At 75.4% G+C, this 6,123-nt stretch carries 7 protein-coding genes; 2 read left to right on the top strand and 5 right to left on the bottom strand.

All coding sequences use genetic code 11. From position 1 onward, the window contains the following. The coding region (locus tag ACTMTB_RS30490; RefSeq protein WP_441149585.1) for a hypothetical protein at positions 1-237 on the bottom strand (237 nt) is incomplete at its 3' end. Between the two features lie 53 nt (positions 238-290). Between ACTMTB_RS30490 and ACTMTB_RS30485 the strand changes: the two genes are divergently transcribed. Next, positions 291-1,163, top strand: coding sequence for a 1,4-dihydroxy-6-naphthoate synthase (locus tag ACTMTB_RS30485; RefSeq protein ID WP_441149584.1), 873 nt, complete (start codon positions 291-293; stop codon positions 1,161-1,163). Here the strand turns inward: ACTMTB_RS30485 and ACTMTB_RS30480 are convergent. After that, positions 1,124-1,510: a cold-shock protein gene (locus ACTMTB_RS30480; protein WP_210776414.1), complete on the bottom strand. Its 387-nt coding sequence runs from the start codon at positions 1,508-1,510 to the stop codon at positions 1,124-1,126. The genes ACTMTB_RS30485 and ACTMTB_RS30480 overlap by 40 nt on opposite strands. A gap of 28 nt (positions 1,511-1,538) precedes the next feature. Further along, on the bottom strand, positions 1,539-2,165 hold the full coding sequence (locus ACTMTB_RS30475; RefSeq protein ID WP_441149583.1) for an HAD family hydrolase: 627 nt from the start codon (positions 2,163-2,165) through the stop codon (positions 1,539-1,541). An 84-nt stretch (positions 2,166-2,249) separates the two neighbouring features. On the opposite strand from ACTMTB_RS30475, the gene ACTMTB_RS30470 reads away from it, so the two are divergent. Then, positions 2,250-4,718, top strand: coding sequence for a helicase-associated domain-containing protein (locus ACTMTB_RS30470; RefSeq protein ID WP_441149582.1), 2,469 nt, complete (start codon positions 2,250-2,252; stop codon positions 4,716-4,718). Positions 4,719-4,760: 42 nt separating this feature from the next. Here the strand turns inward: ACTMTB_RS30470 and ACTMTB_RS30465 are convergent, their stop codons facing one another. Then, the gene (locus tag ACTMTB_RS30465; protein WP_441149581.1) at positions 4,761-4,997 is read right to left on the bottom strand and encodes a hypothetical protein; all 237 of its coding nucleotides are present in this window, start codon (positions 4,995-4,997) and stop codon (positions 4,761-4,763) included. A 133-nt stretch (positions 4,998-5,130) separates the two neighbouring features. After that, positions 5,131-6,021: a L,D-transpeptidase family protein gene (locus tag ACTMTB_RS30460; RefSeq protein ID WP_441149580.1), complete on the bottom strand. Its 891-nt coding sequence runs from the start codon at positions 6,019-6,021 to the stop codon at positions 5,131-5,133. Positions 6,022-6,123 lie beyond the last annotated feature (102 nt).

The following is a 6,123-nucleotide window of genomic DNA, read 5'->3' as shown; positions in this document are numbered from 1 at the left end:
GGGCGGCGCGAGGGCGGGCGGCGCGAGGGCGGGCGGCGCGAGGGCGGGCGGCGCGAGGGCGGGCGGCGCGAGGGCGGGCGGCGCGAGGGCGGGCGGCGCGAGGGCGGGCGGCGCGAGGGCGGGCGGCGCGAGGGCGGGCGGCGCGAGGGCGGCGGGCGGGTCACAGTGGGGTGGACGGGGTGGAGTGGGGGTGCAGCGCGGGGGCGCGGGCGGCCCGAGGGCGGCGGGTGGGGTCACAGCGGGGTGGGCGGGGTGGAGTGGGGGCGCGGGGGCGGGGCTACCGTGGGAGCGTGGCGCTCTCCCTGGCGATCTCGCCCTGCCCCAACGACACGTTCGTCTTCCACGCGCTGGTGCATGGCCGGGTGCCCGGCGCGCCGCCGGTCGAGGTGACCTACGCGGACGTGGACGTCACCAACACAGCCGCCGAGCGGGGCGCGTTCGACCTGGTGAAGGTGAGCTACGCGGCGCTGCCCTGGCTGCTGGACGACTACCACCTGCTCCCGTGCGGCGGGGCGCTCGGCCGCGGCTGCGGCCCGCTGGTGCTCACCAGCGGCGGGGCCGGCGACGGTGCGAGCCGGCCGGACCGGGCCGACCTGAGCGGGGCCACGGTGGCGGTGCCCGGCGACCGGACCACCGCGTACCTGCTCTTCCGGCTCTGGTCGGCCGAGCGGCCGCCGGCGCGGATCGAGGTGGTGCCGTTCCACGAGATCATGCCGGCGGTGGCCGCCGGGAAGTACGACGCGGGGCTGGTCATCCACGAGGCGCGGTTCACCTATCACCGGCACGGGCTGACCGCGCTGGTGGACCTGGGCGAGTGGTGGGAGGGCCACACCGGCCTGCCGATCCCGCTCGGCGCGATCCTGGCCCGCAGGGGCGCCGTCGACCCGGTGGCGGCGGCCGGCTGGATCCGGGAGTCCGTCCGCCAGGCCTGGGCCGATCCGGCCGCCAGCCGGGACTACGTGCTCTCGCACGCGCAGGAGATGGAGCCCGACGTGGTGGACCGGCACATCGGCCTCTACGTCAACGAGTTCACCGCGGACCTGGGGGACGCGGGCTTCGCCGCCGTGGAGGCGCTGCTGGGCCGGGCCGTCGATGCCGGGCTCGTACCTCGGATCTCCCGCCCTCAGACCTCCAGCTCGCGCGCCACCGCGTGGACCAGCTGAGCGACCTTCTGCGCGGTCTTCTTGTCCGGGAACCGACCCCGGCGCAGGTCCGGCTGGACCTTCGCCTCCAGCACCTTGATCATGTCTTCGACCAGGCCGTGCAGCTCCTCGGCCGGACGCCGGCGCAGCTCCGCCATCGACGGCGGCACGTCCAGCAGCTTGACCCCCATCGCCTGGGCGCCCCGGCGGCTGTCCACCACGCTGAAGTCGACCCGCTGCCCACCCTTCAGGTCGGTGACACCCGCGGGTAGCGCGCCCTTGGGCAGGAACACGTCGCCACCCTCGTCACTGGTGACGAACCCGTATCCCTTGGCCGCGTCATACCACTTCACTCGACCCGTCGGCACCTGAGAACCCCTGCTTCGCTTGAGACGTCTACTGCTGCTCCAAGGCTAGCCCGATGATCCGGTCCAGCGCCGCCGGGAATCCGGTGAGATCGTCCAGCACCTGGTACGCCCCGGCGGCCCGCAGCTCGTCGATGCTGCACGGCCCGGTGGCCACCCCGACGCCGGGCACCCCGGCCGCGTCCGCGGCCACCATGTCCGCCACATGGTCGCCGACGTAGAGGCTCGCGCCGTGGGCGCGCAGCGCGGTCGCCTTCTCCTCGGCGAAGAGATCCCCGGCCAGCTCGTCGACGGTCAGCCCGAGGTGGTCCAGGTGCAGCCGGGCCAGTCGGCCGATCTTGGAGGTCACCACCATCACCCGGCCGCCGCGCGCGTGCACCGCCTCGATCGCCTCCCGCGCGCCCGGCAACGGGACGGTCGGGGTGATCGCGTACGCCGGGTAGAGCTCGCGGTAGATCGTCACCGCTTCCTCCACCTGCTCGGGCGGGAACCAGTGCGCGATCTCGGTGCGCAACGGCGGCCCGAGCCGGGAGACCGCGAGGTCGGCGTCGACGGGTACGCCGGTCTGTACGGTCAACGCCCGGTAGCAGGCGGCGATGCCGGGGCGGGAGTCAACCAGGGTCATGTCGAGGTCGAAACCGACCATCAGTGGAAGCACCCGGAGAACGTACCCGCCCAACCCGGACCGAGCCGGACGTCCGAGGGGCGGGACGGCCCCGCAGCGGGCTAGCGTGGAACGACGATGACCACCTCACTCGCCGACCACCTGCGCGCCCTGCCGGACGAGTCGCTGGCCGCCCTGCTCCAGCTGCGGCCCGACCTCGTGGTGCCGGTGCCCGCCGACGTCTCCGCCCTCGCCATCCGGGCCGAGTCGCGGGTCTCCGTGGCCCGCGCGCTGGACGGGCTGGACCAGTTCACCCTCCAGATCCTCGACGCCGCCCGACTCACCCGGCATCCCGAGGAGGGCACCACCTCCACCGACGCCGTCCTCGCGATGGCCACCGCCGGGCCGCACCCGCCCGCCCCGACCACCGTCCGGGGCGCGGTGGACCGGCTGCGCGCCCGCTTCCTGCTGTACGGCCCGGAGCACGCCCTGCGCGTCGCGGGCAGCGTCGACGAGGTCTCCCCGTACCCGGCAGGGCTGGGGCGACCGGCGGCGGAGCTGGACCTGCGGACGGCGGCGCTCTGCGCGGACCCGGCGAAACTGCGGCGGACGTTGCTGGCCGCTCCGCCCTCGGCCCGGGCGATCCTGGACCGGCTGGCCGCCGGGCCGCCGGTGGGCAGCGTCCCGCCGGGCGCCCTCCAGGCGCCCCCGGTCGGCGCGGAGGACGACCTGCCGCCGGACGCCACCAACGGCGGCGCGCCCACCGGCTCGCCCATCCGCTGGCTGGTCGACGCCCGGCTGCTCGTGCGGGTCTCCGCCGGCACCGTGGAGCTGCCCCGTGAGGTGGGGCTGCTGCTGCGCCGGGACAGCGGCCCGCTCGGCCCGCTGCGCACCAGCCCGCCGTCGGTCACCGCGCCGCCGCGCGAGCCGAAAGCCGTGGACTCCGCCGGGGCCGGGCAGACCATGGAGCTGGTACGCCACACCGAGGCGCTGCTGGAGAGCCTGGCCGCCGAGCCGGCCCCGGTGCTGCGCTCGGGTGGTGTCGGCGTCCGTGACCTGCGCCGGCTGGCCCGCGGCGTCGGGCTGGACGAGCCGGCCACCGCGCTGGTCTTCGAGGTGGCGTACGCGGCCGGGCTGGTCGGCGAGCTGGACCTGCCCGGTTCCACCACCGGCCGCTACGGCGCCGACCAGCAGGTGCTGCCCACCGGCGGGTACGAGGTGTGGCGGGCGATGTCGCTGGCCCACCGCTGGGAGCAGCTCGCCCGGGCCTGGCTGACGATGACCCGGCAGGTCGGGCTGGTCGGTCAGCGCGACGACCGGGACCGGCCGATCAGCGTGCTCTCCGCCGAGGCGGAACGGGCCGGCGCGCCGGCCGCCCGGCGGGCGGTGCTCGCGGTGCTGGCCGACCTGGAGCCGGCCACCGCCCCCACCCCGGACGAGGTGCTGGAGCTGCTGGACTGGCGGGCCCCCCGGCGCAGCCGGGGCCGGGAGGCCGCGCACCGGGAGGTGCTGGCCGAGGCGGCCCAGCTCGGCGTCACCGGGCTCGGCGCGCTCACCTCGTACGGGCGGCTGCTGCTGGCCGACGTCACCGAGGCGGACGAGCGCGGCGGCGACGACCCGCTCGGCCTGCGCTCGGACGCCGAGAGCGGCGACCCGTCGAGCACCGTGCGGGCGCTGGACGCGCTGCTGCCCGCCCCGGTCGACCACTTCCTGGTGCAGGCCGACCTGAGCGTCGTGGTGCCCGGCCCGCCCGACCCGGCGCTCGCCGCCGAACTGGACGTGGTGGCCGAGCACGAGTCGGCCGGCGGGGCCAGCGTGCACCGGGTCACCACGGCGAGCGTGCGCCGCGCCCTGGACGCCGGCTACACCGCCGACGACCTGCACGCCCTGTTCCACCGCCGGTCACGCACCCCGATCCCCCAGGGGTTGACGTACCTGATCGACGACGTGGCGCGCAAGCACGGCGGGCTGCGCCTCGGCTCCGCCGGCGGGTACGTGCGCAGCGACGACGAGGCGCTGCTCGCCGAGGTGCTGGCCGACCGGCGGCTGGAGTCGATGGCGTTCCGCCGCCTGGCGCCGACGGTGCTGGTCACCCCGTACCAGGTGGGGCGGATGCTGCTCGCGCTGCGCGACGCCGGGTACGCGCCGGTGCCGGAGGACACCAGTGGCGCGACGGTGCTGTCCCGGCCGAAGACCCGGCGGGCGCCCGCCCGGGCGTCGGTGAGCACCCGCGCGCTGGATCCGCTGGCCGCGCCGAAGCTGGCGATGCCCCGGCTGCTCGGCGTGGTAGAGCAGATCCGGCGGGGCGACGCGGCGGCGCGGGCGGCCCGGCGGGCCCCGGCGGTGGTGCGCGGCAGCGCGGCCCGGGTGGCCGCCGGCCCGATGCCGGCGCACAGCCACAGCGAGGCCTTGGCGGTGCTGCAACAGGCGGTCCGGGACAAGGCGCTGGTCTGGGTCGGCTACGTCGACGCGCACGGGGCGACGGCTTCCCGGCTGCTCCGGCCGGTGTCGATCGGCGCCGGTTACCTGCGCGCCGAGGACGACCGGACGGAGATGCTGCACACCTTCGCCCTGCACCGGATCACTGCGGCGGTGCGGGAGGACTGAGCGGCGCCGGAGCACGGCGGGGCGCCCGGAAGACCGGGCGCTTCAGCGCCGGCTGCGGCGCACGGTGCCGATCACGGAGACGGCGAGCAGCAGGGCGAACGCGGCCCCGGCGGTCTCGCCGACCGAGGCGACGAAGCCCTGCCGCTGCACCAGCCAGCCGAAGAGGAACCAGCCGACGAGGGCGAGCGCGGCGGCGGCGTAGCCGACCAGCGTCGCGATGGAGACCTCGTCGGCCGGCGGCGGCTCGTCGTCGGTGGCCGTTCTCTGGTCGACGCTCATTGCCAGCCCTCCCGCCCCGTCCGGCTCCCGCCCTCCAGGGTGGCACCCGGACGCTTGGCCGCACAGGGGACAAAACCCTGAATCGCCGCCCCGGTCGGACTGCCGGGGCGGCGATTCAGGTGAGGGTTGTGGGTCAGGTGCCGGGGCGGCGGCCGACCACCGTCACACGGGAACCGATCGAGCCGAGCTCATACCAGCGGACCGCGTCGGTGTGCAGCAGGTTGATGCAGCCGTGCGAGCCGATCGAGGAGTTGTGCAGGTAGGTGGTGGTCTCGTGGAAGCCGATCCCGCCGTTGAACCGCTGCCAGTAGGGCAGCCAGACGTCGTACGGGTCGGACCACTCCTTCAGCTTCCGAAGGTTGATCTTGTAGGTGCCCGAGGGGGTGGCGTAGCCGGACATGCCGGTGCGGGTCACCGTCGGCTTGGCCACCACCTTGCCGTCGCGCATCACCCAGGTGGTCTGCTTGGTCAGGTCCACGCAGAAGGTGGTGCCCGAGCCGGCGTTGCACCGGCTGGTGTCGGTGTTGGCCAGCCGCTTCGCCACGTCGTACGTGAGCGGGCCGGCCCGACCGGCGGCCGGACGAATGTCGTACCGCTGCTGGAACTTCTTGATCGCGGCGCAGTCGGCGTCGGACTGCCGGCCGTTCACGCTGACCGTCCCGAACCCGCCCAGCCGGGCGAGGTAGCCCTCGACCTCGCGCTGGTACTCCCCCTGCTCGCAGCGGGTCATGTTCTGCGGGGTCGGGTTGGCGAACCGGCGACCGCGCTCCGGCTTCGGCGGCGTGGTGACGCGCGGCGTCGTCGCCGCGGCCTTCAGCGTCGGGGCCGGCGTGGTCGGCTGGGCCCGCTGGTCGGTCGGGGAGCCGCCGCTCGCCCCCGTTACCTGTTCCGCATTGCCGACCGGGGCGAGCCCTCCTCCAGTGCCACCCGGATCGGCCTGCGGGTCGAGCGCGCACCCACCGGCGCCGACCAGCGTGACCACCGCCAAGGCGACGATCCGGATGGTTAAACCTGTATGCCTCATTGAGCCCTCCCGAATCTGCCGTCCGATTGGAAGACGTTCGGCGGTGGGAAAGCGTTGCGTCGTTTGGGCATTTTTCTGGGCGTCCCCGACCTCGTGCAACAC

Source organism: Micromonospora sp. L32, from assembly GCF_052068055.1.
GTDB classification, from domain to species: Bacteria; Actinomycetota; Actinomycetes; order Mycobacteriales; family Micromonosporaceae; genus Micromonospora; species Micromonospora purpureochromogenes.
The sequence above is the reverse complement of the archived record's forward strand: the minus strand, read 5'-3'. Positions and strand labels throughout refer to the sequence as shown.